26 protein-coding genes and 1 tRNA gene are annotated in these 24,046 nt (G+C 40.0%); 3 read left to right on the forward strand and 24 right to left on the reverse strand.

Going from position 1 to position 24,046, the window contains the following annotated elements; all coding sequences use genetic code 11:
* Positions 1–3: 3 nt before the first annotated feature.
* The 3 genes from oppC to QM460_RS07015 form a co-directional block, all read right to left on the reverse strand.
* Positions 4–930 carry an oligopeptide ABC transporter permease OppC gene (gene oppC / locus QM460_RS07005; protein ID WP_414289637.1) on the reverse strand — a complete coding sequence of 309 codons (927 nt, stop codon included), beginning with the start codon at positions 928–930 and terminating at the stop codon, positions 4–6.
* Complete coding sequence (locus QM460_RS07010) at positions 930–2,426, reverse strand: ABC transporter permease (RefSeq protein WP_414289638.1); 1,497 nt, start codon at positions 2,424–2,426, stop codon at positions 930–932. Before QM460_RS07010 ends, oppC begins: the two co-directional genes overlap by 1 nt.
* Positions 2,427–2,491: 65 nt before the next feature.
* The gene (locus QM460_RS07015) at positions 2,492–4,471 is read right to left on the reverse strand and encodes a peptide ABC transporter substrate-binding protein (protein WP_414289639.1); all 1,980 of its coding nucleotides are present in this window, start codon (positions 4,469–4,471) and stop codon (positions 2,492–2,494) included.
* A gap of 181 nt (positions 4,472–4,652) precedes the next feature.
* Here QM460_RS07015 and QM460_RS07020 point away from each other — a divergent pair.
* A tRNA-Cys gene (locus QM460_RS07020) sits at positions 4,653–4,723 on the forward strand.
* Positions 4,724–4,809: 86 nt separating this feature from the next.
* On the opposite strand, the gene QM460_RS07025 is transcribed toward QM460_RS07020, so the two are convergent.
* From QM460_RS07025 to QM460_RS07085, 13 genes are all read right to left on the reverse strand, one after another.
* Complete coding sequence (locus QM460_RS07025) at positions 4,810–6,141, reverse strand: hemolysin family protein (protein ID WP_414289640.1); 1,332 nt, start codon at positions 6,139–6,141, stop codon at positions 4,810–4,812.
* A 252-nt stretch (positions 6,142–6,393) separates the two neighbouring features.
* Entirely contained in the window at positions 6,394–7,224 is an 831-nt protein-coding gene (locus QM460_RS07030) for a DNA/RNA non-specific endonuclease (RefSeq protein ID WP_414289641.1), read from the reverse strand.
* A gap of 41 nt (positions 7,225–7,265) precedes the next feature.
* Positions 7,266–7,388, reverse strand: coding sequence for a hypothetical protein (locus QM460_RS07035; protein ID WP_414289642.1), 123 nt, complete (start codon positions 7,386–7,388; stop codon positions 7,266–7,268).
* Between the two features lie 200 nt (positions 7,389–7,588).
* A complete protein-coding gene (locus QM460_RS07040; RefSeq protein WP_049502949.1) occupies positions 7,589–7,777 on the reverse strand; it encodes a DNA-directed RNA polymerase subunit beta in 189 nt (62 codons plus the stop codon).
* Positions 7,770–9,056, reverse strand: coding sequence for a UDP-N-acetylglucosamine 1-carboxyvinyltransferase (gene murA, locus QM460_RS07045; protein ID WP_414289643.1), 1,287 nt, complete (start codon positions 9,054–9,056; stop codon positions 7,770–7,772). The genes QM460_RS07040 and murA overlap by 8 nt, the downstream gene beginning before the upstream one ends.
* Positions 9,057–9,072: 16 nt before the next feature.
* Positions 9,073–10,113 (reverse strand): acyltransferase family protein, encoded by a 1,041-nt coding sequence (locus tag QM460_RS07050; RefSeq protein WP_414289644.1) that lies wholly within the window; start codon positions 10,111–10,113, stop codon positions 9,073–9,075.
* Positions 10,114–10,153: 40 nt separating this feature from the next.
* A complete protein-coding gene (locus QM460_RS07055) occupies positions 10,154–10,384 on the reverse strand; it encodes a DUF1146 family protein (protein ID WP_414289645.1) in 231 nt (76 codons plus the stop codon).
* 56 nt (positions 10,385–10,440) lie between these two features.
* Positions 10,441–11,478: a SepM family pheromone-processing serine protease gene (locus QM460_RS07060; RefSeq protein WP_414289646.1), complete on the reverse strand. Its 1,038-nt coding sequence runs from the start codon at positions 11,476–11,478 to the stop codon at positions 10,441–10,443.
* Positions 11,462–11,950 carry a pantetheine-phosphate adenylyltransferase gene (gene coaD, locus QM460_RS07065; RefSeq protein WP_414289647.1) on the reverse strand — a complete coding sequence of 163 codons (489 nt, stop codon included), beginning with the start codon at positions 11,948–11,950 and terminating at the stop codon, positions 11,462–11,464. The genes QM460_RS07060 and coaD overlap by 17 nt, the downstream gene beginning before the upstream one ends.
* A complete protein-coding gene (gene rsmD, locus QM460_RS07070) occupies positions 11,940–12,479 on the reverse strand; it encodes a 16S rRNA (guanine(966)-N(2))-methyltransferase RsmD (RefSeq protein ID WP_045762698.1) in 540 nt (179 codons plus the stop codon). Before rsmD ends, coaD begins: the two co-directional genes overlap by 11 nt.
* Positions 12,480–12,539: 60 nt before the next feature.
* Complete coding sequence (gene asnA / locus QM460_RS07075) at positions 12,540–13,532, reverse strand: aspartate--ammonia ligase (RefSeq protein ID WP_000747986.1); 993 nt, start codon at positions 13,530–13,532, stop codon at positions 12,540–12,542.
* 96 nt (positions 13,533–13,628) lie between these two features.
* On the reverse strand, positions 13,629–14,312 hold the full coding sequence (locus QM460_RS07080; RefSeq protein ID WP_414289648.1) for a Bax inhibitor-1 family protein: 684 nt from the start codon (positions 14,310–14,312) through the stop codon (positions 13,629–13,631).
* A 53-nt stretch (positions 14,313–14,365) separates the two neighbouring features.
* The gene (locus QM460_RS07085) at positions 14,366–15,106 is read right to left on the reverse strand and encodes a TrmH family RNA methyltransferase (RefSeq protein ID WP_414289649.1); all 741 of its coding nucleotides are present in this window, start codon (positions 15,104–15,106) and stop codon (positions 14,366–14,368) included.
* A gap of 33 nt (positions 15,107–15,139) precedes the next feature.
* Between QM460_RS07085 and QM460_RS07090 the strand changes: the two genes are divergently transcribed.
* Positions 15,140–15,418, forward strand: a complete 279-nt coding sequence (locus QM460_RS07090; RefSeq protein ID WP_001174501.1) for an acylphosphatase — start codon at positions 15,140–15,142, stop codon at positions 15,416–15,418.
* A 77-nt stretch (positions 15,419–15,495) separates the two neighbouring features.
* Positions 15,496–16,422 (forward strand): membrane protein insertase YidC, encoded by a 927-nt coding sequence (gene yidC / locus QM460_RS07095; protein WP_414289650.1) that lies wholly within the window; start codon positions 15,496–15,498, stop codon positions 16,420–16,422.
* A gap of 83 nt (positions 16,423–16,505) precedes the next feature.
* Here yidC and pflA read toward each other — a convergent pair whose 3' ends face one another.
* The 8 genes from pflA to rsgA all read right to left on the reverse strand — a co-directional run bounded on the left by pflA (position 16,506) and on the right by rsgA (position 24,046).
* Positions 16,506–17,300: a pyruvate formate-lyase-activating protein gene (gene pflA, locus QM460_RS07100; protein ID WP_001287990.1), complete on the reverse strand. Its 795-nt coding sequence runs from the start codon at positions 17,298–17,300 to the stop codon at positions 16,506–16,508.
* A 133-nt stretch (positions 17,301–17,433) separates the two neighbouring features.
* A complete protein-coding gene (locus QM460_RS07105; protein ID WP_414289651.1) occupies positions 17,434–18,687 on the reverse strand; it encodes a diaminopimelate decarboxylase in 1,254 nt (417 codons plus the stop codon).
* A gap of 72 nt (positions 18,688–18,759) precedes the next feature.
* On the reverse strand, positions 18,760–19,584 hold the full coding sequence (purR, locus tag QM460_RS07110; protein ID WP_006146682.1) for a pur operon repressor: 825 nt from the start codon (positions 19,582–19,584) through the stop codon (positions 18,760–18,762).
* 102 nt (positions 19,585–19,686) lie between these two features.
* A complete protein-coding gene (locus QM460_RS07115; RefSeq protein WP_414289652.1) occupies positions 19,687–20,628 on the reverse strand; it encodes a 3'-5' exoribonuclease YhaM family protein in 942 nt (313 codons plus the stop codon).
* Positions 20,618–21,874 carry a DNA recombination protein RmuC gene (rmuC, locus tag QM460_RS07120; protein WP_414289653.1) on the reverse strand — a complete coding sequence of 419 codons (1,257 nt, stop codon included), beginning with the start codon at positions 21,872–21,874 and terminating at the stop codon, positions 20,618–20,620. The genes QM460_RS07115 and rmuC overlap by 11 nt, the downstream gene beginning before the upstream one ends.
* A gap of 1 nt (position 21,875) precedes the next feature.
* The gene (locus QM460_RS07125; protein ID WP_414289654.1) at positions 21,876–22,538 is read right to left on the reverse strand and encodes a thiamine diphosphokinase; all 663 of its coding nucleotides are present in this window, start codon (positions 22,536–22,538) and stop codon (positions 21,876–21,878) included.
* Positions 22,501–23,157 carry a ribulose-phosphate 3-epimerase gene (gene rpe / locus QM460_RS07130; RefSeq protein ID WP_316107673.1) on the reverse strand — a complete coding sequence of 219 codons (657 nt, stop codon included), beginning with the start codon at positions 23,155–23,157 and terminating at the stop codon, positions 22,501–22,503. The genes QM460_RS07125 and rpe overlap by 38 nt, the downstream gene beginning before the upstream one ends.
* Positions 23,158–23,167: 10 nt before the next feature.
* Positions 23,168–24,046, reverse strand: coding sequence for a ribosome small subunit-dependent GTPase A (rsgA, locus tag QM460_RS07135; RefSeq protein WP_414289672.1), 879 nt, complete (start codon positions 24,044–24,046; stop codon positions 23,168–23,170).

Raw genomic sequence — 24,046 nt, forward strand, 5'->3', positions numbered from 1 at the left:
CTCCTATCTATGTGTACGTGGATCACTAGCATCCGCTAGGTTTTGACCAACAACGAACAGTGACAAGGATACCAAGACCAAAGTTGTCAATGGAATCCAGAAGAGGTATGCATTGGTTGTTACGTTTTGAGAATAATCTGAAATCAAACGTCCCAAGCTAGGAACTGTAATCGGCAATCCAAGTCCAAAGAATGATAGGAAAGCTTCATATGAGATAAAGGCTGGAAGCATTTGCGACGTACTCGTAACAATAACAGATACCAATTGTGGCATAATGTTTTTTATAATAATTTTGTAGCTTGGTGTTCCCAAAGTACGTGAAGCAAGGTTGTACTCTAAATCACGGTAACGTAACATTTGGATACGAATTGAATGGGCGACACCAATCCAAGTGGTTACACTCATGGCAAAGATCAAATTCCAGAAACCTGCACCGATAGAGTAAGTCAAAACAATAACGATCAAAAGTGATGGGATATTGTTGATAACGTTGTAGACTTCCATCATGATACGGTCAACTGATTTTGAGATCCCCCAAATTCCACCAATGACAACACCGATAAAAAGGTTGACAAAGGTCGCAATGACAGAAATCAAGATAGAGTTACGAGCTCCAAACCAGACACCATCAAAGAGAGATTTACCATTACTATCTGTACCAAACCAATGCTCAGCATTTGGCTTAATGTAACGAGCGCTAAAATCATTTACCTTACTTACATCATTGAAGTCAAAATCAGAGAACATTGGGTAAATGAAACTCATCAAAACAACCGCAATCAAGATACCTAGCATGATTACTGTTGATTTTTTCTTCAAAAACTGTCTAAAAACAGAACCCCAGTATGAATAGGCAGGAGCATCAATTGCTTCAGAGGCATAATCATCACGTTTTACAAACTGAAATTTTTCATTACTAATTGTAGACATTATTTGCCTCCTTTCTCTGTCAATTTAATACGTGGGTCAATAATAGTCATCCAAATATCTCCGATAAGGTTTGAGAAGATTGAAACACAAGTGAAGATAAAGACAAGACCAACTACCATATTATTGTTTGAAGCTTTTACAGAGTCAATCAACATTTTACCCATACCTGGGAAGGCGAAGACTGTTTCAGTAAGAGTTGCTCCACCAATAACACCAATAATTGAGCCTGGGATACCAGAAACAAGTGGTACCATAGCATTTTTAAAGATGTGCTTATCAGAAATCTCTTTCTCAGACAAACCTTTAGCACGAGCAAAACGAACGAAATCTTGTGATTGCAAGTCAATCATATAACGGCGAATCCAAATTGCCATAGTAGGTGCTCCTAGCAAGCCCAGAATCACTGCAGGAAGGACATAAGAACGCCAATCACCAGCACCCAAGATTGGGAATGAGTCTGGGAAGCCGATTGAAGAACCAATCAAACGAATAATATAAACTAGGGCAATCGTTGGAAGAGCCAACAAGAACGTTAAAGTCCCTGTTGCGAAACTATCGATCCAAGTGTTTTTGAAACGAGCCATTGCTGAACCAAGAGGAATCGCAATCGCATATGAAATCGCAAGACCAATCAAACCAGTGATAGCAGAACTTGCAATCATAGATGGGTACTGATAGTTGCTTTCAGTAGCTGTATATGGATCATCTTTACCGTAGTTCGCTACTTCACGAGCATCTGCTTGACTCGGAGATTTATAAGTTCTTGAGTAAATGTTAACTGATGATGTTTTCTTACCAGTTGGGAATTGAACTTCAGAAGTCTTCGTTTGTCCTTGTCCTTGTGTAATAACTTGAAGAACAGGAGTATTTGCATAAGTTGGATAAGAATCTCCTAGGTTCAAGTTGACAAAGTTTTGGTGAACAAATGGGAACTGACTATTGAAGTACAAGAGGTATTTGTGTTTAGTACCTGAACCCACAAGAGACCAACCGATAGCAGGGTCATTCTCAAAGCGCAAATAACGCTCTAAGTTAGGATTCTCATGGTCTTGGATCTTGTTTGTATGGTCAATATCAAGCAAGTTTGCGTAGAATTTGAACACACGCTCAAAAATAGGAATTTCACGAGTAGCATAGAATTGACCGCTCTCTGTAAACTCACCTAGAGTCCAACCATTACCAAGTTGTTGGATATATTTTTCATAGATAGCTTTATTTGTATCATTTGCATCTACTGTAACAGAAGAGTCAATGCTACTAGCTTTTTCCTGCAACTCTTTCGTATCGTAATATTCGATATACCCCATACGCTCATAAACGGTATTTTCATAGTTATCACGTTTATCAGCTGTTGTTGCAATTTTATTGTAGTTAGTATCTTGTTTGAAGATCAACTTCCGTGGAACCATCGTATAGATGATTGTGTAAATCAAGGTCGTTACTAAGAAAATAGAAACCAACGACCGCAAGATACGCATAAAAACATATTTTTTCATATTATTTCCTTTAAAATCCCAAAAGAACCTTCTCCTTTAGGAGAGAAAGTTCTGATGAGCATTATTTATTTCACATGACTCGCTAACTCTTTTTGAGCTTTTTCGTTTGATTCAGCTTTTTCTTTGAGCCATTTTTCACGAGCTTCTTTGTACTCTTTGGTTGTTACAGTGTTAGCTTGCAATTGAAGATATTTGAAGTAAACATCTGCGGCTTTATCACCAGATTGAGTGTAAGATGCTGAGAATGGCACTACACGAGAAATAACTGGTGCTGCTCCTGTAGAAGACATAGCTGGAAGGAAGAGTGAGCTATCTGTCAACCAAGCTTGAGCTGCTGCATATTTCTCATAACGTTTGTTAAGATCGCTTGTTTCACTAGCTGCATCATCAACTAACTTGTCATAGTCTTTCAAGCCAACTTGAGCGACCGCTGGGTTTGATGGATTATCATAGCCCATGTAAGTCTTAGTTGTTTCACTGTTAGTAGATTTTAGGATATCAAGGTAAGTTGACGGATCTTCATAGTCTGGGTTCCATCCAACGGCACCTGAAAGGTCCCAATCTTCTGCTGCTGCACTAGCTGCATAATATGTGACGTTTTGTAATTCATCTGTAGTGATTTGTTGGATATCGATGACTACATTATCTGTACCCAAAGCAGTCTCAACAGATTGTTTAAATGATTGGATACGAGCAATATAGTTTTTAGATGCTTGGTCAACCGGAATGTCCAAATGAATTGGGAATTTCACGCCGTCTGCTTCTAAAGTCTTCTTAGCTTTAGCCAATTCTGCTTTCGCTTTATCTGCATTGTAAAGTCCATCTTGAGCATCTGCAAAGTTTACATCTTTCCATTCATCACCATAAGAAACGACCTTCTCAGTAACTAAGTCGCCAAATGTTTTATCACCTGCAGAAACGAAGTCTGGTTTTACAAAAAGGTTACGAACAGCAAGTGCTGCTCCATCTTTACCATTAATCTGAGCCGAATATGAAGTGCGATCAAATGCAAAGTTCAAAGCTTGACGGAAATCTTTATTAAGAAGGGCTTTCTTAGTAGAAGTTTTTTCTTCGTCAGTTGTTTTTGAAGTATACTTATAGCTTTGGCGGTCAATATTGACACCCAAACCAGCAACACCAGAACCTTGTGGAGTATAGTAGATATTATCTTTATATGTTTCTGCTACTTTAGAATAGTTTGAGCTAGTAGGGTAGAGACGGGCATAACTGTAGGCTCCACTTGTAAAGTTACGCTCGATTGATTCTTGGTCTGAACCATCAAAATAAGCAAGCGTTACAGTATCGATATGAACATTGTCTTTATCCCAATACTGTTCATTCTTTGCAAACTCGATAGAAGACTTAGCTGTCAATCCTTTAAGCAAGAAAGGACCATTGTAAAGCAACGATGTTGGATCTGTCGCCTTACCAAAGTCTTTACCTTTTGATTTTTCAAACTCTGCGTTCAAAGGCCAGAAAATTCCGTAAGACAATTTAGAGTTCCAGTATGGTTCTGGTTGGTTCAATGTATATTGAAGAGTGTAATCATCGACTGCTTTAACACCTACTGCAGAGAAATCTGTGTTGTTTCCTGACAAGTAGTCAGCCAATCCTTTAACAGAATTTTGTGCTAGGTAAAGAGCGGCTGATTTATTGTCGGCTGCGTGTTTCAAACCTGTAACAAAGTCATTTGCAGTTACTTCTGCATACTCTTCACCATCAGAGGTAAACCATTTTACACCTTTACGAATTTTATACGTATATGTCAAACCATCTTGAGATACTGACCAATCTTCAGCGACTGCAGGAGTAAGGTTACCATACTTATCATTTGTAAAGAGTCCATCGATACCGTTTGAAGTGGCAACTTTTGTACTTTGTTTACCAGAGGTAAGGTAGTCCAATGTTTCTGGATCAGCAGTGTATACATAACCATATGCTTTTGGTGCTTCAGCATTTGATGTTTTTGAAGAACCACAAGCTGCGAGAACGCCTGTTGCAAGTAGGGCAACCCCTGCTACTGCAAGAATCCGACTTTTTTTCATGTTTAATTAACTCCTCTATTAAAATTAATGAGATACTGTTGATTATACCATAATCCCTTTCAAAAGTAAACGAATTTTCAGAATATTTTGTCGCATACCTTTTGTAAACAGGAAAACTTACATTTTCAGAAAAGAAACTATTGACGAGATTTAATTTAAAAGGTATAATAATAAAAGTTAAGGCGGTATAGCCAAGTGGTAAGGCACGGCTCTGCAAAAGCTTGATCGTCGGTTCAAATCCGTCTACCGCCTCTATATTATCGAAGACTCCCACAGGAGTCTTTTCTTTTTAACTACTAGAAAAGCTTTATCAGTTCTACTCTGATAAAGCTTTTGTTTTATTCTGTTTCTTCTTCTGATTCGAGTTCTTGGATTTGAACCTTAAGCTTGGTTACACGTCCATTTTTGACCTTATCATTGGTTAGGGTGATATGCTTATTGCTACTTTCTAACTCATAGCTAAGTTTTTCTGATGTTGGAATAGTTCCCACGCCAGTCAAATAGTAACCAGCGATCGTATCTACATCATCACTTTCAAGTTCAACATCAAAGTAGTCATTGAAGTCATTTAAATTCATTGTCCCTTGGACGATATAGGTATCTTCACCAATTGTATGAACATAGACTTCAGCTCTGTCAGTTTCATCATCAATCTCACCAACAATCTCTTCGAGCAAGTCTTCAAGAGTGACCAAACCAGCCATTCCCCCATATTCATCGAGAAGAATAGCCATTTGTCTTTGTGTATTTCTCAACTCTTTTAACAAATCATCCACAAAAATAGTTTCAGGTACAAAGAGCGGTTCCTGCAAAATTTTTCTCAATACGATATTGTCAAAACCATCGGTAAACCCTGCTTTTAGCAGACTCTTGGTATGAATCAAACCAATCACGTTATCCTTGTCATCATCATAGACAGGAATACGAGAAAAGTTTTGTTTTAAAATGCTTTCGATAATGGTTTGAGTATCATCTTGAATATCAACCATGAAGGCATCCGTTCGAGGAACCATGACTTCACGTGCCATAAGCTCGTCTAGCGAGAAAATACCTTGTAACATTTCGATTTCATCAGCATCTAAGGTTTCTTCACTATTGGTAAGCATATACTCAATCTCATCACGAGTCATTTTTTCGTCCGCATCATCAAATGTCATCGGTGTCAAACGACTCAAAAGATTAGTTGATGCTGATAGCATCCAAACAAAGGGACTCACAACCTTACCAAGACCAATAATAAACGGTACTGTTCGGATGGCCAAAGCATCCTTAAGATTTAGAGCAATTCGCTTAGGATAAAGTTCGCCAAAAACAATAGAAATATAGGTCAAGAAAGCTAATGATAAGAAGCTAGCTACTGCATAAGCAGTCTCGCTATTTCCCATCCAAGAGGCGATCAACTCTCCAAGTGAATCTGCTAGTTTAGCCCCTGACAAAATCGTAATTAAGGTGATACCAACTTGAATGGTTGATAAAAAGTGATTCGGGTTTTCAAGTACCTTTAGTAAACGGATATAGCGTTTATCTCCCTCCTCAGCTTTTTGCTCAACACGTGAACGACTAAGTGAAACCATGGCCATTTCTGTTGCAGAGAAAAAAGCATTTAAAAAGGTCAAAACAACTAATAAAACAAATTGCAGTAACAAATCCTGACTGCTCGGGTCTTCCATTTTCCTTCTCCTAAAAAGTATAATTGAAACTATTATACCATATTTTCCAATTTCTACACATTAATTTTCAATTTCTATGATAAAGGGGCGTGGAACAAAGAGCTGAACCCCAAGTCTTGATGCTTTAGTTCCAGCCTTGTGAATCTTCAAAAAAGCTCTTTAAAATCAGAAGAGCAAAAAACAACCAATCGTGTCTACAATTCATGACTAATAAAAAACGAGGTTGGGATTTTCCCTCAACCTCTTGATCAATTAGTTAGCTTTTGTGACTGTGACCTCACCTGTTCGGTAATCTAACTGAATTCCCTTTTGGACATTTGGAATCACGACATTAAACTCCAATTCTCCATCAGAGGACTTGGCTTCAATCTGGGATGCGGACGGCACCAAGTCTTCCTCAGACGCATAGAGCAACGTCACACGGTAACGCACTCGTTTGTTTTGATCTAGGGCTTTTCGAACAAGACTTTCATAGTAGTTTTGGCCTGTTGAATCTTCTGCACGCGCTTGGTTGGCCCAAGCTGTCTGTACGGCAATATTTTTAGGATTGCTGGTAGAAGCATCAAAGCCATCTAAGCCACCTATCAAGGCATAGCCTAACAAGTGTCCTCTATCAACTGCGTGATTATAGCTTCCTTTTAGGTTCTTAACCTGATGCCAACCCGCAGGCGTCCAAGATGTTGAACCATTGCCAGTTTCTTCACGGTCCTTGTACTGTCTTGTTGCCTTTGACATGATTGCATTCGCTACTGTGGGAACTGTCTCTCCTCCTACAGTCTTTGTTTTATTATCCGCATAGGGTTTGCTTGAAACCTTAGCATCCAGATTGGTTTTGTTGTTATTGACGATAAAGGCTCCTGCGCCATTCCATTCTAGCGTGCCCTTGATTTGTTTTTTAACCGAATCTGTTAGGACACTTTCTGCAAGTTCTTGACTTGGAGTATCAGACGACTGTGATTTTTGTTTTACTTGTGTTTGTGGTGCAGTGTTGGAAGACTGCATTTGTTTAATATAGTAGCTTCCTGCTGACAAGAGCAAAAAGAGCAAGAGACCAATTAGGGCCTGCCTTGTTTTTTTATTCATATTTTCTCCTTGTACTCTGCGAAAATCAAATTCAAACCATGTCAGCTTCCATCTGCAATCTCAAAATAGTATTTTGAGCTGACTTCGTCAGTTCTATCCACAACCTCAAAACGGTGTTTTGAGCAACCTGCGGCTAGCTTTCTAGTTTGCTCTTTGATTTTCATTGAGTATTACATTCAATTTCTAGAAAAAAGCTGGGACAAAAGTCCTAGTCTCTCAATTGTCTTTGGATTGTCGAGCAAGACGCAGTGGTTGAGTGGGCTCTACTACGCTGATTTCATCAGCTTTTACAGCCCTACTCAACTGTGCGGAGGTGGGACGACGAAATCGAATTCTAACGAATTACCGATTTCTGTCCCACTCTCTATTTTCCTGTAAATTTTGCGATGAGTTCTTGCCATTTTGCTGGTGCTAAAATAGCCCAAGGATCTTGACCTTTTCCTAGAATACCATAGCCAATCATCAAACCAATAGCAAGAGCTAAGACTCCTAGTAGTAATACTACAATTACTAAGATTAAGCGACGTAAGACATATTTGGATTGTTTATTCATCTTCATCAGCTTCCACACTTACCCGTTCAATCTTAGCTCCTAACTGGGCTAATTTTTCATGAAAACGGTAGTAACCTCTATCTAAATGGACAAGCTTTCCTACAACTGTTTCACCTTCAGCTACCAAGCCTGTCAAAATCAAGGCTGCACTGGCACGTAAGTCTGTCGATAGAACTTCTGCACCTTGGAGAGGCTGTCCTCCAACGATACGGGCTGTATCACGGATGATTTCAGAGTGCAAGCCCATACGACGCATTTCCTCTAAATGTTGGAAACGATTCTCAAAGACTGTCTCTACCATGGTTGACTCACCTTGAGCAACAGTCATCAGAGCAGTGAACTGCGCTTGCATGTCTGTCGGAAATCCTGGATGTGGAAGTGTCTTAACGTGGACAGCCTTTAATTTTTCACGTTGGGAACGAATACGAATTCCTTCGTCCTCATCGATGACTTCAACACCCATTTCCAATAATTTAGCAATCAAGGGACGATTGTGTTCCCAGATGGCATCTTGAATTAAGACATCTCCACCTGTCATAGCAGCTGCTACCATGAAGGTCCCTGCTTCGATACGGTCTTGCACAACATTGTGGGTCGCACCATGTAGTTGCTCAACACCAGTAATCGTCACAGTTTCTGTCCCTGCTCCCTTGACTTTGGCACCCATTTTATTTAGGAGAACAGCCAAGTCGACAATCTCAGGTTCACGCGCAGCATTTTCAATGACTGTCACACCGTTAGCAAGAGTTGCCGCCATCATCAAGTTTTGAGTAGCACCTACACTTGGGAAGTCCATGTAAATGTGAGCTCCGTGCAAGCATTCTGCCTTAGCTTCGATATATCCTGCCGTTTGAGTAATTTGAGCCCCCATCGCTTCGAGTCCCTTTAGGTGAAGGTCGATAGGGCGACTACCGATAGTACAGCCACCTGGCATCGAAACTTTAGCATGTCCTACACGAGCCAAGATTGGCCCCAATACTACAATTGAAGCACGCATCTTGCTGACATACTTATAAGGTGCTTCTTCGGTGATGTCTCCAGTAGCATCAACTTCAACAATATGTGCTTCTTGATCAAAGTCTACTTTCGCATTTAATCCACGAACCACCTGATTCATGGTAAAAACATCCGATAAAATAGGAACATTTTTTAAGACCGTTTTTCCTTCACTTGCTAAAATAGTTGCTGCAAGTAGTGGCAAAACTGCATTTTTTGCGCCCTCGATGGTAACACTTCCAACCAAACGATTATCGCCACCTTGAACTACAATTTTTTCCATAGAGTATTTTCCTTTACTATTGATTTTGTGTTAGACTTACTTTTTGAATAATCCTTTTATCTATTTTATTAACAATCCACGCCAAAATCAGACTAATTATCAACACAAATAATGTGAATAGTACATCGTTTACTCTAGATGATACAAATATTTTTTCTAACATAGAAATTACTAATCCATGTATCATATATAATTCAAACGATATACGACCTATTAAAGCTAAATAGACATTTGAAAAATTTATTTTTTTCAAAAAAACTATAATAAAATAGATTGTAAAAATAATATTATCTAAATTAGCAGCTAGTGCATAACTATAGCTATCTTCTATGTGTAAATACTTAAGTAAAATATCGTATCTATGTGAAACAAAGAGTAACACAGTGACTAAAACAATTACGATAAAGTAATATTTTTCTAAAACTCTATCAATTTTATTTTGATTTTTAGCCCATATTAGGCCAATAGCGAAGGCAAGAGTGCTATTATACCACCAAAAATTATAACCTAACTTTATAGCCAAGCAGATGTAACAGATTATAAATATTGTATTGAGAACAATAGACAAGAACTTATTTTGAAAAAGCTTAAACGATAAATAAAAAAATATATACATTAAAATTATAATGTCTACAAACCAACCATTATAGATAATAGTACTTCCTTGTTTAAATAAATTAATAAAGAAATTTAAATCAATTAATTGACCATTTACGAATCTATAAAACATATAAATCAAAGATATAATAAAAAATGGAACTATAATTTTGGAAAGTCTTTTTACTAAAAAATTATCCAGATAGTTTTCTCTGCTTTCATTTTGAACATACAACCCGTATGCAGATAAAAAGAAAAATATAGAAACGATATAGGTCCCCATATACGAAAAATTAGAAAACTCCTCACCAGTTTTAACCAATGGTGATATATGATGAAATATTATTCCTAAAGCTAAAAAACCTCTAAGACCTGATGTGGACTTAACATTGAGATACTCCTTGTTTTGAGGCAACAAATAAAGTAATAGCGTTATTAACAATAAGATTACAATATCCATTAGATCTATTTCTCCAAATATCTTTATTAATTCTTAAAAATTATATTAACCCTCGTACTGCTTCTTGCCAAAGTTGGTAGAGATTTAGGAAAAAGGAACTAATCAGATATCCTAAACCGATACTACACAATACTACCAAGAGTCGAACCTTCTTCGCATTATCCTTTGTCACCTTCAAAATTTGATCCCATCTGACCAAATCTTTCAAGAGCTGAAAGACTAGGTAGACAAAAAACATATGACTACTAAGGGTAAAAAACAATTGAATCATTTGCCTATTATACCATCTTCTTTTTTTCTACGCTAGTTTAGGGATTCGCCTACTGTTTAGGGATTGCTTTTTAAATAGTCAATCGCATCTTGAAGCGTTTTGACTGGAACGATTTTCATGTCTGTTTTAATCATTTGAGCTGCTTCTAGAGCTGTGTCATAATTACTCTTGGCATTTGGATTTGCTTTTTTAGCTTCTTCAGTTACTGGATTGTTAGGAGCAAAGAATACAGTTGCTCCTTTCTTAGCTGCGGCCACAACCTTTTTATCAATTCCACCAATATCACCAACATTCCCATCTCTGTCGATACTTCCTGTACCAGCAATGATGCGTCCATTTCGAAGAGTGGGATCTGCAATTTGCGTATAGATGGATAGACTAAACATCATCCCAGCACTAGGACCACCAATGCCTGCAGTTGAAAACTTGATTGGCACATCACTAGATACTTCTGTGCGGTCAATCAAGCCGATTCCGATACCATTTTTCCCATTTTCCAGAGTAATGATTTTTCCTTCGGCAGTCTTGACTTTTCCATCCTCCTCATAGGTAACCTTAACCTGATCACCTAGAGTTTGAGAATTAACGTAGTCAACCATCTCCTTGGAGCTCTCAAAAGTCTTGTCATTCACAGCGGTTACAGTGTCAGCAATATTAAGAACTCCCTTGAAAGTCGAGTTATCTGTTACAGTCAAAACATAGACACCCAGATATTTGAGCTCGATTTCCTTACCCGCCGTCTTTAGGCCTTGATATTTGGCCATGTTTTGCGAAGTTTCCATATAAAACTGGTTGATTCGCATAAATTCCGCATCTGACGAACCACCAGTCATTTCTTTGGCGCTATGTATGTCCGTAAAAGGTGTTAGCCAAGCATAGACTAAGTCAACCAGTCTAGCGTGCTTAACTCCAACCGTCACAAATTGATAGGAACCTTCCTCTTGGTCAGGTTGGTTATTAACTTGTAAGACCTTTCGAATATCTTCAGACGTTCCTGGCACCTCGATATAATAAGGCAGGGGCACCGTAAAAGCGATAAAAGTGATAATGAGCCCAATAATGAGATATAAGGGCCATCTAGTTTTTTTCTTCATTGTTTAACTCCTCTAGGACAGCATTTGGTACATACCCGCTGATATCTTGACCAAATTTCAATAGTTCTCTCACAGCCGAAGAGCTGATGTATACATGCTCTGGGCGACTGTGGAGATAGATTGTCTCCATTTCTCCCGCTAATTTATGGTTGTAAAAATCAAAACTAGCTTCATACTGAAGATCCGTAGCATTGCGTAAACCACGCACTAAGATCTCTGCACCTAATCTTCTAGCAACATCAACGACTAATTCATCGTGAGAAGCTATGACTTTGACATTGTTGAGATGTGCTACTGCTTTTTTAACAGTTTTCTTTCGGCTCTCTATCGGTAAAAATCCCATTTTGTGTGGATTATAAAAAATTCCTACATACAATTGATCAAAGAGCTTACTTGCACGCTCAATGAGATCCATATGCCCATTTGTCATTGGATCAAAGGAACCTGTAAATAGCCCAATCTTATCTGACATAAACCGTCACCTTACTAATCCCATATATTTTTTCCTTCCAGATACCCAAACAAGCAATTTCTTCTGGAAGTTCTACTGATTTATCCGTCTCACAAACCACCATGACATCTTCTGAAAAAAGATTTCTCTCTGCCATTTTTTCAATATCTGACACGATTTGTTCTTTTGCATAGGGAGGGTCCAAGAAAATAAGATCAAAGACTCCATCCACTTGCTCCAATGCGCGACTGGATTCCATTTTCAATAATTGAAATTTAGAGGTTTCCTTGGTCATCCGAATATTTTCTGCCACAATATTCTGTGCTCGGCGATCCTTCTCAACCAGTACTGCACTGGACATTCCTCTTGAGACGGCCTCGATGGATAGACCACCGCTACCAGCATAAAGATCTAACACACGTCCACCTTCAAAGTAAGGACCAATCATATTAAAAATAGCGCCCCTGACCTTATCTGATGTCGGTCTAGTTGTTTTCCCGTCTAGCGTCTTTAATGGACGCCCTCCGTAGATTCCTGATACGATTTTCATACCGTATATTATACCAAATTCTTATCAAAAAAAGAAAATCGAACCTTACGGCTCGATTGATTAAAGAATATTTTCGTAAGTATCTCTGACTTCTTGTGGCCAAACACTGGTTTGGACTTCACCGATGTGCTTCTTACGAAGCAGGAACATAGCCATACGAGATTGGCCAATTCCTCCACCGATTGTCAATGGGAAGAGTCCATTTAGGAGAGCCTTATGCCATTCTAAAGTTAAACGGTCTTCGTCTCCTGTGATAGCTACTTGGCGACGGAGAGTGTCTTCATCGACACGAATGCCCATTGAAGACAATTCAAAGGCTGCACCCAAATTATCATTCCAAACAAGGATGTCCCCATTCAAGCCATGATAGCCATTTTCAGACTCAGTTGTCCAGTCATCATAGTCTGGTGCACGTCCGTCATGAGGTTTTCCATCTGACAATTCTCCACCGATACCAATTAAGAAGACCGCACCGAATTCCTTACAGATAGCATTTTCACGTTCTTTTGGTGTCAAGTCTGGGTAGCGTTCCACCAACTCTTCAGTATGGATAAAAGTAATTTGTTTAGGTAGAATTGACTCAATATCGTAGCGAGCTTCTACTGCTAACTCTGTCAAACGAATAGCCTTATAAATCTTTTCTACCGTTTCTTTAAGATAGGCAAGATTGCGCTGTCCGTTTGGAATAACTTTTTCCCAATCCCACTGGTCTACATAGACTGAGTGAGTTGCATCTAGCGAATCTTCGTCTGGACGAAGAGCCTTCATGTGAACAAAGAGTCCTTCTCCCTCACCAAAACCAAAACGGGCCAAGGTATGGCGTTTCCACTTAGCAAGGGAATGCACCACTTCATAGGTTTCATCTGGGATTTGCAAAACCTTAACAGAAACTGGATGTTCAATCCCTGAAAGGTTGTCCTGCATCCCGTCCCCAACCTTACTCAAGATTGGTCCCTGCACTTCCACAACTTCTAATTTATCTTTCAAATACTGGGTAAAGGTATTTTTTACAAAGGAAATTTCTTCCTGTTGATGGATAAAACTTTTCTTCATACATCTCTCCTTTTAAATAATAAGATGATTATACCCTTTTGCCAGTAAAAATAAAAGTAAAAATTAAAAAAAGAGCTCATTTGAGCTCTAAAAGTATTAATCGTCACTTCCAAAGATACGCAAGAAGCTAAGGAAAATGTTAATAAAGTCAAGGTAGAGACTCAGTGCCAATGAAATTGCCCAACCTGTAGCGACTTGACCATTTGATTCTTCATAAACATAGCGAATCTTTTGGTTATCCCAAGCAATCAAACCTGCAAAAACAAGAACCATGACAATACTGATAATGTAGTCGAAGAGGCCACTGTTTAAAAATACATTGACAATCATAGCCAAGATAAGACCCACCAGGGCTCCAATCAAAGCACGCCCGATACCACTCAAGTCCTTTTTAATCACAACTCCGACAATTGCCATGACAAAGAAAAGGGCAGCGCTAGAAATGAAAGCCGTTAGAACCGTTCCTGGTAGATAGAGCGATACGATGAAACTCAGTGAAAAACCGTTCACTACTGAATAGATGAGAAACATCGGAAGAGCTGCTGGGCTATTTTTATAAGCCATATTACTTGCTGCAATTACAAGAGCAACTTCAACTACTCCTGTTACGATTAACCATATGCGGGCGTTAAACATCAACTGAACAAGAAGGTCTTGGAAGGTTGTTAACATCAAGGCTGAAACAAGTGCAGATAAGGCGATCCCAATCCCTACAAAAGCATAAACTTTTGCATAAAATTGATTCAAACCTGAACGTTCTTGAATAATTGTTTGATTCATATCTTTTTCTCCTTATGAAATCTTTTTACTGATTATAACAAAAATTAAATCATTTAACTCAAATAAAACATGAGTATACCTGCAGCAATGGCGACATTGAGGCTTTCTGCCTGCCCTTTCATGCTGATGTGGACCAATTGGTCTGCCTGGTCTGTCATGAATGGACTAATCCCTTGACCTTCATTTCCCATGACTAAGGCAAAATCTTCTAACCGAGTCAGTTCACGATAATCTTTAGAGTTTTGTGATAAGGTGGTTGCCAGAATTGGTAAACCGCTCTTTTTAGCTTGTTCCACAAACCCTTCGACAGACATACGATAAATCGGCAAATGGAAATGACTGCCTTGCATGGAGCGAAGCGTTTTGAGGCTATAGATATCTGCTGACTTGCTGGAAACGATGACTCCAGAAAAACCTGCTGCATCTGCCGTCCGAATCATGGTCCCAACATTTCCAGGATCCTGCACATCTTCTAAAAAGAGATACTTTCCTTGGCTCAAATCTGGTAAATGCTCCTCCTCCTTTTGAACAATGGCAACAATGCCCTGAGGCGTTTGAGAATCTGCTAAATCGAGCAAGATTTCTTCTGTCACAAGGACAGTCTGAGGATAGTCTACTAATTTTTCACCATACTCTGCGAGAGCAAAAATTTTCTCAATCTTTGCACCTGCTTGAATAGCTTCTTCAAACAGATGCCATCCCTCAATCAGATAAGAGGTTTTCCGATATTTTTTTTGATGTAATTTCTTGGCATTTTTTACCACAGAATTGGCTTTAGAGGTTATAATAGTCATAGAAATATTATAACACAATCAAGGAGGTTTGGTATGCAAAAGGTTAAAATGATCGCCCAAGGTCGCGTCCAAGGAGTGGGCTTCCGCTGGGGTGTCTATACCCTAGCTCTAGAACTAGGTGGCATTACGGGTCGTGTCTGGAATAACGATGACGGAACCGTTGAAATTCTTGCCCAAGCAGAATCTTCAGCCATCATGGCCAAGTTTATCCAAGAGATTCGAAAAGGCCCTACCCCATTCTCTAAAGTAACCTATCTTGATGTTCAATTGAGTAACTTTCCATCTTATTCAGACTTCAAAGTCGCAAATTAGGTCTCTAGAACTATTGTATATTTTCCAAAAAAACAGTAGAATAGAAAGGTATAATTTTTAAAGAAGGAATAAAAACAGTGAAATCAATTAAACGAATCGCTCTCTCAGTCATGGGAGTGGCTATGCTATTAGTCTTGACAGGTTGCGTTCAGGTTGATAAAGCAACAGGACTCCCAACTGGACCTGTTTGGGATTTCTTGGGTGCTCCAATGGGAGAAGCTATCAAATACTTCGCTAATGATCAAGGTCTCGGTTTCGGTGTTGGAATCATCATCGTAACCATTATCGTTCGCTTGATTATCCTCCCACTTGGTATCTACCAATCATGGAAGGCAACGCTTCACTCTGAGAAGATGAATGCTCTCAAGCACGTCCTTGAACCACATCAGACTCGCCTGAAAGAAGCAACAACTCAAGAAGAAAAACTAGAAGCTCAACAAGCTCTCTTTGCTGCTCAAAAAGAGCACGGCATCAGCATGTTTGGCGGCGTGGGATGTTTCCCTATCCTCATTCAAATGCCTTTCTTCTCTGCTATCTACTTTGCTGCCCAACATACTGAAGGAGTTGCCCAAGCAAGCTACCTAGGAATTCCTCTAGGCTCACCTAGTATGATTTTGGTTGCCTTTGCTGGTATCCTTTACTATCTTCAATCACTCCTTTCTCTTCATGGAGTTGAGGATGAAACTCAAAGAGAACAAATCAAGAAGATGCTTTATATGAGCCCTCTCATGATTGTCGTGTTCTCTGTCTTCTCACCAGCCAGCGTTACACTTTACTGGGTTGTCGGTGGTTTCATGATGATTCTCCAACAATTCATCATCAACTACATCGTTCGTCCAAAACTTCGTAAAAAAGTACGTGAAGAATTTGCTAAGAATCCACCAAAAGCAAGCAAAACTTCAAGCACTCGTAAAGATGTAACCCCTGAACCAGCAACAGCTATCACAACTTCTAATAAGAAGAAAAACAAAAAACGCAATGCTGGAAAACAACATTCTAGATAAAAAATAAAAGGCTTAGCTTAAATGCTGAGCCTTTTCTATAGTCAAAAAGAGGCCAAGAAAAAATCCCGACCTCTTCTTTCATTTTATCCATGTACACGTTTCATGTAATCTTGATAGCTTTCTGTATCCATCAATTCCTTAGCATTCTTGACGCGATCTGCTGTTGGAGGTTTAACTCCTTCAAGGGAATATGGAATCCCAAGTTCACGCCATTTGAACTCACCCATAGTGTGATAAGGCAAGATTTCAAACTTATCAACATTTTTGAGAGTTTTTACAAACTTCCCAAGCTCAATCAAATCTTCATCGCGATCTGTCAATCCAGGTACAAGAACGTGACGAATCCAAACAGGTTTACCGATTTCTGACAAGTACTGAGCACAAGCCAGAATATTTTTATTGGTTTGACTGGTAACAATCTTGTGTTGTGCTTCGTTGATTTCCTTGATATCAAGGAGTACCAAGTCTGTCACGGCCATTAACTTGTTGAACTTTTCTAGATAGCGTGGTTTGTTACGGAATGGAAGGGCACAAGTATCCAAGGTGCAGTGGATACCTTTTTCCTTTGCCTTAGTAAAGAGGGCAATCAAGAAATCAATCTGCAAGAGGGCTTCTCCTCCACTGACTGTGATACCTCCCTTGTCACCCCAGAAACCACGATAACGAAGCGCTTCTTCTAGAACATCATCTACCGTTCGTACACGAGATTTATTTGTTTCCATAGCCCAAGTATCTGGGTTATGGCAATATTGGCAACGCATCTGACAGCCTTGCAAAAAGACAATAAAACGAATTCCAGGGCCATCTACCGCCCCAAAACTCTCTGTCGAATGCACCATTCCTGTCACTTGTCCATAGTCAATTATTTCCTCAGACATATCGTTACCTTCCTTGAAAACGTTTTATAGTCTTTATTATACCATGACTGAAAAGAAAAACCACAGATTTTGCCTATTTTTTAGAAAACAATCTGTTTTTCACTTTCAACTTTCATGATTTTCAAAATATTTATTAATCCTTGTCAAAATCAAAGCCATAGAGAGTCGCAAAATAGTCCTCTGGTCGCTCTGCTCGGCGGATCAAGCGTGCTTCACCATCCTCTGTGTAGAGAATTTCTGCCGAACGAAGCTTGGCATTGTACTGGTAACCCATAGAGAAGCCATGCGCACCTGTATCATGAATGACTAATAAATCACCAATTTCTGTTTGAGGTATCTCACGATTAACTGCAAACTTGTCGTTGTTTTCACAAAGAGAACCAACAACATCAACCACTTCAGTCTGACCATCAGGATGCATCATATTAGTAATATGGTGATAGGCACCATACATAGCTGGTCTCATAAGGTTAACAGCTGAGGCATCTACTCCTAGATATGTACGGTAGGTTTTCTTTTTATGAGTTACTTTTGTGACTAAAATTCCATGAGGTGCCAACATAAAGCGCCCTAGTTCTGTAAAAATCTTAACCTGACCAAGTCCTGCTGGTGTGAGGACTTCTTCATAAACCTGACGAACTCCCTCACCAATCAAAGCGATATCATTAGGCTCTTGATCTGGGCGGTAGTTAATTCCGATACCTCCAGAAAGATTGATAAAGTCCAGTGAAATACCCAATTTATCCTTGATTTCTACTGCCAATTCAAAAAGCTGACGTGCTAATTCTGGATAGTAGAGATGGGTCACTGTATTGGAAGCTAGGAAGGAATGAATCCCAAAGGTTTTAGCTCCCTTTTCTTTCAAGATGGCAAAGGCTTCAAAAAGCTGTTCCTTAGTCATCCCGAACTTAGCTTCACCAGGATTATCCATAATATCCGTACCCAGTTCAAATACTCCACCAGGATTGTAACGGCAAGATATAATCTCAGGGATGCCTGCCGCACGTTCCAAATGCTCGATATCTTCAAAGGCATCTAAATTAATCGTCGCACCTAATTCACGAGCATAGGCATATTCTCTATCTGGGGTGTTGTTAGATGAGAACATCATATCCGCCCCTGTAAACCCAAGCTTGTGACTCATCAAAAGTTCAACATAACTGGAACAATCCACTCCACATCCTTCTTCTTGTAAGATTTTCAAGATGGCTGGAGTTGGCGTTGCCTTAACTGCGAAGTATTCTTTAAAGCCCTTATTCCAAGAAAAGGCTTTGTTTACTGCTCGTGCTTTCTCGCGAATTCCTTTTTCATCGTAGAGGTGAAAAGGGGTTGGAAACTCTTCAACAATCTTTTCTAAGGCTTCACGTTTAATAAATGGTGTTTTCATAGGACTCCTTCATATTCATTATCAAAGAAAGGCTGGGACGAAAGTTCCAACCTTTGTATTTCAAGTCAATTCTTATTTTTCTGTATCGAAGATATTTCCAACTTCAACAGCAATTTGTTGGTTCTTCACATCAATGTTCGTAACTCTCAAGAGTGACTTGTAGTCGAACTGTTGTTCACGGTCTTCCTGTGCATTATCAGCAAAGACGGCTACTCCAGCCAACTCTGAATCAAACTCAGACAAGAGGCTAATCATCCCGTTAATGGTTCCTCCACCCTTCAAGAAGTCATCGACGATCAAGACACGGCTTCCTGCTTTGAGGCTACGTTTTGAAAGGAACATCTTTTCGATACGGTCACTAGAACCTGAAACATAGTTGACACTAACAGTTGAACCTTCAGTGATTTTCAAGTCGCGACGGACAATGACAAATGGTACGTTGAGGACATTTGCTACCGCATTCGCAAGCGGAACCCCTTTGGTCGCAACAGTCATAACGGCATCAATCTTCTGATCCATAAAGCTCTTAGCAATAATGCGACCGATATTTTTCAAAATAGCTGGAGTGCTCAATAGGTCAGACAAATAAATGTAGCCACCTGGAAGAATGCGGTCACTCTCTGAAAGTTTATCACGAAGCTCTTCGATAATCGTTTTAGACTCAAGGGGAGAGATCGATGGTGTAAAAATAACACCACCACCAGCACCTGTCACCGTTTGAATATGCCCGATTTCAATTTCTTCGAAGGCCCGTTTAATGATGACGATGTCTTCAGAAATAGACGATTTGGCAGATTCATACTTTTCCGCAAAAGTGTTGAGACTGGTTAATTTGTATGGATTGTTAATCAAGTAATTGGAAATGACAACCATCCGATCACTTCTTCTTAATTTCATTATATTTTTACCATTCTTTTTTATTTAGTCTTTTTCTCATTATATCACACTAAAGCAAAAAAACGAACTTTATTGCCTAAATAAAGTTCATTTTTTTAGTTTCTAGTCTAATTTCGGCTTGTAGAAGGAACGATTGTCCATAGCAAAGACTTTATTGGTCATTTCTCCCTCATCAACAAGGGCCAGAGCTGTTGTCATCATCATCATGCTGGCATCCAAATTATCAATCATATGAATAATTTCTGCTTCCATCACTCGAGGACGAACTGGACTACCATACTCAAGGAGACCATGGTGACTGAGAGTGACATGGCGGAGAAGTACAACCTCTTCTCTAGTATCATCAATGCCAAGCTCCATTACCGCTTTGGTAATTTCACTATCAATCAAAGCAATATGACCAATAAGGTTTCCTCTTACTGTGTACTCTGTCTGGTCGGGACCTGTCAACTCAATAACCTTGGCCAGGTCGTGTAACATAATCCCCGCGTAGAGCAAGCTCTTATTGAGCTGAGGATAAATATCTGCTATCGCTTCTGCCAAACGAATCATAGTAGCAGTATGGTAAGCAAGACCTGTCTCAAAAGCATGATGGTTGGTCTTAGCAGCTGGATAAGAGTAGAATTCCTTGTCATATTTGGTGTAGAGATTTCGAACAATTCGCTGCCAAATTGGATTTTCAATTTTAAAAATCATCTGCGCCATATACTCACGAATCTCTTTGGCATCTACTGGAGATTTAACCTTAAAGTCCGCTGGGTCGTTGGGTTCGCCAGGCTGAGGTAAGCGAAGGGTGATCTGATTAACCTGAGGGGTGTTATTATAAACTTCTCGGCGTCCCTGCATGTGGACTACTTTCCCTGCTGTAAAGGTTTCAACATTGTGGGGTTGAGCATCCCAGAGCTTCCCTTCGATTTCTCCACTATCATCTTGGAAGGTGAAGGCTAGGTAGTTTTTCCCAGCACGTGTCTGTCTCAGGTCAGCTGACTTGATCAGGTAAAAGCCTTCAAAAAGCTCATCTTTCTTCATGTGACTAATCTTCATATTCTTCCTCATCTTCTTGGAATTGGAGCAAATCAAGCGCAGGCTCACCTTCTGATAACTCAATGTGACGAAGCGTTCGCTCGATAGCTGTAGTACGACGGTTTAATAAATCATCAATATTGCCAGAGGCATGTTGGAGATGTTTTTGTGCCTTGACCAGAATCCCACCAAACTTGCCAAATTCGGTTTTGACACTAGCTAGGGTTTTACTAATATGGTCGGCACTTTTTTGAATGTTTAGAGTCTTGAAACCAACCGATAGGGAGTTAAGAAGAGCCGACAAGGTACTTGGACCTGCAACGATAATTTGCTCTTCCCGTCTCAAATCATCAAAGAAAATCGGATTTCGAACAATTTCCGAATAGAGTCCTTCTGTCGGAACAAACAAGACTCCAAAATTGGTTGTCCGAGGTGGCGCCAGGTACTTACTCTTAATATCCTTAGCAAAACGCTTGACGCTTGCTAGGAGAGACTTACGACAGCGCTCAATCTCGTCCTTGTCACCCGCTTCATAGGCTTCTTCCAGACGGTAATAATCTGCCAGTGGAAACTTAGAATCAATCGGTAGATAGACATATTCCTGGTCACCTTGTCCAGGTAACTTGATGGCGTATTCCACACGTTCACTAGAGTTTTCAACTGTTGCAAATTCTCGTTCATACTGGGCAGGTGTCATGATATCTTCAATAATCTGTCCCAGTTGTAGTTCTCCTAGAATTCCTCGAGTTTTAGTTCCAGAAAGGACTTTATTAAGCGCACCGACATCTCGCGCCACCGTCTGCATTTCTCCAAGGCCACGATTGACAGATTCCAGTTGCTTAGAAACTGTCTCAAAAGAGGCCTGAAGGCGTGTCTGCAAGGTCTTTTCTAGCTTTTCCTCAACCGTTTGGCGCATCTGTTCCAAGCGTTGCTCATTTGATTCCTGCAAGGCCTGAAGGCGTTGGTCGGTCTTATCTCTGGTTTGGAGAAGATTTTCATTCATCTCCTGCCTAAGCTGAGTCAAGCCTTGGTGCAATTCAAGTCGCACCTCCTGCAAACGGTCACTAACAGCTACTTCTAGATTTTTTTGATCTAGGTGACTAGCTTGTCTGGCTTGTTCAAATCGATAATCTAGCTGGTCTGATAGGTTATCTGCTTGGTCCTCCAAGCTCTTGGTCAGATATTTTTCCTGCTTGTCCTGCCTTTGCCAAATAAGAAAGAGGCCGGCTAGATTAGCAACTAATAAAACAACAAGTAAACTTTCCATCCTACCTCCTGTCCTTACTATGCAGCACAACCACATAGCCATCTGGGCAAGTCACTGACACTTCCCTATCTATATATTCGTTAGAAGCGTAAACTTTCTTAAAGAAAAAATTCTCCTCTGTCAGTTCATACTTGGCACCAAGAATGGTCAGCTGACTATCCCGAACTGGCATAAAGGCTAGATAATCGTAGTCCGACCGTGGTTCAAGTCGACTGATTCCTTCTGGGCAATAGCTAATCAAATTTTGCCCATCCTCAATCTCTATTTGACGCATATAGGGCGCCAATTTAAGATTGCTGGGTAGAAAGACATTAGCTAACATATGGTCAATGCGACCACCTAGAGCACCAAAAATAGTAACCTGAGCTTGAGGACTTTTTTCAAAAATCGTTAAAAGCGCTAGTTCCAGATCCGTATCATCTTTTTCTGGCTGGGCTTGGACAAAGTGCTGGGCATTTGCCTGAATCAACTGCCGTTCTTCTACAGTCACAGAATCAAAATCCCCAACTGCAAGAGCAAGAGGAAGTTTTTCCTCTAGTACCCAAAGCGAGCCTCGATCCACACCGACATAGCAATCAAAATCTGTTCGATAGTGACCACGGTCTCCACCAGCAAAAACTGCAACTCTAGTCCAGTTCTTTTCTGAGAGCTTGCACTCGTTCATTGACATCTCCCTTAAAGACATAGGATCCTGCTACAAAAACTGTTGCACCAGCTTCTTTGGCTTGAGCAATGGTTTTATCATCAATCCCACCATCCACTTCGATCTCAAAGTTCAAATCTTTTTCCTCACGAAGGGAAACCAATTCACGTACCTTATCCATGGTTTCTGGCAGAAATGCTTGCCCACCGAAGCCAGGATTCACCGTCATGACCAAGACTTGATCAACTAAGTGAAGCACGTGCTTGATAGACTCAACAGGCGTACCAGGATTGATGACTACCGAAGGTTTAACACCGAGAGAACGAATCTTTTGAAGAGCGCCATGGATATGAGGTGTTGCCTCGACATGGATGCTGATAATATCTGCTCCCGCACGCGCAAAATCTTCTAAATGATGTTCGGGATTTGATACCATCAAGTGGCAGTCAAAGACCATCTTGCTATGAGGGCGAAGGCTTTCAACCACACCTGCACCAAAACTGATTTGTGGCACAAAGTGACCATCCATGATATCGATATGGGCATATTCTGCCCCAGTTGCTTCTAGGCGTTTAATTTCACGTTCAAAGTTGGCATAATCTGCTGCCAGAATTGACGGAGCAATCTTGTATTGAGACATAGGTTTCTCCTTATTTTGGAATTTTTTTGCTGACTTTTTTATAAGTTTCTCTACGATTTTCAATCTCACTGAGGAATTGCAAATAGTTGTCAAAACGGAAGGTAGCAATGATCCCCTCTTCTACTGCTGGTTTCACTGCGCAAGATGGCTCATGGGTATGAGTACATGTACGAAACTTACAGTCTCGGCTGACACTAGCAATTTCTGGAAAGGCTTGATTAAGGTCTTCTGCTGTTGTTACCTCGTAATCCAGCGATGAAAAACCTGGTGTGTCTGCGATTTTCCCACCATTGAGATTGTAAAAACTAACCGCTCGAGTGGTGTGACGACCACGACCCAGACTGTCTGAGATTTCTCCCGTTTCTAGATTGAGATCAGGTGCGATTTTATTGAGCAAAGTTGACTTTCCAACACCTGTCTGCCCCATGAAGACCGTAACCTTGCCTGTCAACAAGGGTAAAAGTTCTTCTTTACTCGTCACAAAGTCGTAACCAATAGCATCATAGGTTTTCTCGTAAAAATCCAGTTCTCCCCTATCCTCTAACAAGTCCATTTTGGAAATATAGACGATAGGATGAATTCCCTTGTGCTCCAAAAGAACCAAGAACCGATCCAATAAGTTGCTATTAAAGTCAGGCTCTTTGACCGACATAATCACCACAGCTTGGTCAATATTGACAATGGGTGGGCGAACCAGACTATTTTTTCGTTCGTGAATCTTGAGGATATAACCCTCGGAATTTTCCTCCGCAGAAAAATCTACCCAATCTCCAACGTAGGGCGTGTGACCTTTTTTACGGAAATTCCCACGCGCACGTGTTTGATAAACCTGACCATCACTTTCCACATAGTAGAAGCCAGCCAAAGCTTTAATGATTTGTCCCTGCAT

The sequence above is a fragment of the Streptococcus infantis genome, assembly GCF_047464415.1.
In the GTDB taxonomy this organism is placed as follows: domain Bacteria; phylum Bacillota; class Bacilli; order Lactobacillales; family Streptococcaceae; genus Streptococcus; species Streptococcus infantis_AE.

Coding starts and splice junctions, on each gene's coding strand:
- oppC (WP_414289637.1), bottom strand. CDS start 930: ATGTCTACAATTAGTAATGAAAAATTTCAGTTTGTAAAACGTGATGAT.
- QM460_RS07010 (WP_414289638.1), bottom strand. CDS start 2,426: ATGAAAAAATATGTTTTTATGCGTATCTTGCGGTCGTTGGTTTCTATT.
- QM460_RS07015 (WP_414289639.1), bottom strand. CDS start 4,471: ATGAAAAAAAGTCGGATTCTTGCAGTAGCAGGGGTTGCCCTACTTGCA.
- QM460_RS07025 (WP_414289640.1), bottom strand. CDS start 6,141: ATGGAAGACCCGAGCAGTCAGGATTTGTTACTGCAATTTGTTTTATTA.
- QM460_RS07030 (WP_414289641.1), bottom strand. CDS start 7,224: ATGAATAAAAAAACAAGGCAGGCCCTAATTGGTCTCTTGCTCTTTTTG.
- QM460_RS07035 (WP_414289642.1), bottom strand. CDS start 7,388: ATGAAAATCAAAGAGCAAACTAGAAAGCTAGCCGCAGGTTGCTCAAAA.
- QM460_RS07040 (WP_049502949.1), bottom strand. CDS start 7,777: ATGAATAAACAATCCAAATATGTCTTACGTCGCTTAATCTTAGTAATT.
- murA (WP_414289643.1), bottom strand. CDS start 9,056: ATGGAAAAAATTGTAGTTCAAGGTGGCGATAATCGTTTGGTTGGAAGT.
- QM460_RS07050 (WP_414289644.1), bottom strand. CDS start 10,113: ATGGATATTGTAATCTTATTGTTAATAACGCTATTACTTTATTTGTTG.
- QM460_RS07055 (WP_414289645.1), bottom strand. CDS start 10,384: ATGATTCAATTGTTTTTTACCCTTAGTAGTCATATGTTTTTTGTCTAC.
- QM460_RS07060 (WP_414289646.1), bottom strand. CDS start 11,478: ATGAAGAAAAAAACTAGATGGCCCTTATATCTCATTATTGGGCTCATT.
- coaD (WP_414289647.1), bottom strand. CDS start 11,950: ATGTCAGATAAGATTGGGCTATTTACAGGTTCCTTTGATCCAATGACA.
- rsmD (WP_045762698.1), bottom strand. CDS start 12,479: ATGAAAATCGTATCAGGAATCTACGGAGGGCGTCCATTAAAGACGCTA.
- asnA (WP_000747986.1), bottom strand. CDS start 13,532: ATGAAGAAAAGTTTTATCCATCAACAGGAAGAAATTTCCTTTGTAAAA.
- QM460_RS07080 (WP_414289648.1), bottom strand. CDS start 14,312: ATGAATCAAACAATTATTCAAGAACGTTCAGGTTTGAATCAATTTTAT.
- QM460_RS07085 (WP_414289649.1), bottom strand. CDS start 15,106: ATGACTATTATAACCTCTAAAGCCAATTCTGTGGTAAAAAATGCCAAG.
- QM460_RS07090 (WP_001174501.1), top strand. CDS start 15,140: ATGCAAAAGGTTAAAATGATCGCCCAAGGTCGCGTCCAAGGAGTGGGC.
- pflA (WP_001287990.1), bottom strand. CDS start 17,300: ATGTCTGAGGAAATAATTGACTATGGACAAGTGACAGGAATGGTGCAT.
- QM460_RS07105 (WP_414289651.1), bottom strand. CDS start 18,687: ATGAAAACACCATTTATTAAACGTGAAGCCTTAGAAAAGATTGTTGAA.
- purR (WP_006146682.1), bottom strand. CDS start 19,584: ATGAAATTAAGAAGAAGTGATCGGATGGTTGTCATTTCCAATTACTTG.
- QM460_RS07115 (WP_414289652.1), bottom strand. CDS start 20,628: ATGAAGATTAGTCACATGAAGAAAGATGAGCTTTTTGAAGGCTTTTAC.
- rmuC (WP_414289653.1), bottom strand. CDS start 21,874: ATGGAAAGTTTACTTGTTGTTTTATTAGTTGCTAATCTAGCCGGCCTC.
- QM460_RS07125 (WP_414289654.1), bottom strand. CDS start 22,538: ATGAACGAGTGCAAGCTCTCAGAAAAGAACTGGACTAGAGTTGCAGTT.
- rpe (WP_316107673.1), bottom strand. CDS start 23,157: ATGTCTCAATACAAGATTGCTCCGTCAATTCTGGCAGCAGATTATGCC.
- rsgA (WP_414289672.1), bottom strand. CDS start 24,046: ATGCAGGGACAAATCATTAAAGCTTTGGCTGGCTTCTACTATGTGGAA.